This window comes from Streptosporangium amethystogenes (assembly GCF_000721075.1).
In the GTDB taxonomy this organism is placed as follows: domain Bacteria; phylum Actinomycetota; class Actinomycetes; order Streptosporangiales; family Streptosporangiaceae; genus Streptosporangium; species Streptosporangium amethystogenes.
The window spans coordinates 1-324 of sequence record NZ_JOEQ01000185.1 but is presented as its reverse complement, the minus strand read 5'-3'; the positions used below and the strand labels follow the sequence as shown (position 1 = coordinate 324).

1 protein-coding gene is annotated in these 324 nt (G+C 64.2%); it reads left to right on the top strand.

Annotated features, from left to right (window positions below):
* Positions 1-19: 19 nt before the first annotated feature.
* A partial coding sequence (locus IG98_RS0144215) for an RICIN domain-containing protein (RefSeq protein ID WP_030926767.1) occupies positions 20-324 on the top strand: 305 nt, incomplete at its 3' end.

The following is a 324-nucleotide window of genomic DNA, read 5'->3' as shown; positions in this document are numbered from 1 at the left end:
CTCGGGCAGGTGTCTCGATGTGACCGGCGTCTCGCAGGCCAACGGCGCCCTGGCGCAGATCTGGGACTGCAACGGACAGAACAACCAGCAGTGGACGTCGAACGGCGCGAGTGAGCTGCGGGTCTACGGCAACAAGTGCCTGGACGTGAGCAACCAGAGCACCGTCGACGGCGCGCAGGTGCAGATCTGGGACTGCAACGGTCAGAACAACCAGAAGTGGCGGTTCAACTCCGACGGCACCATCACCGCCGTCGGCGCGAACAAGTGCCTGGATGTGCCCAACAACGCCACGGCCAACGGCACCAAACTCGCCATCTGGTCCTG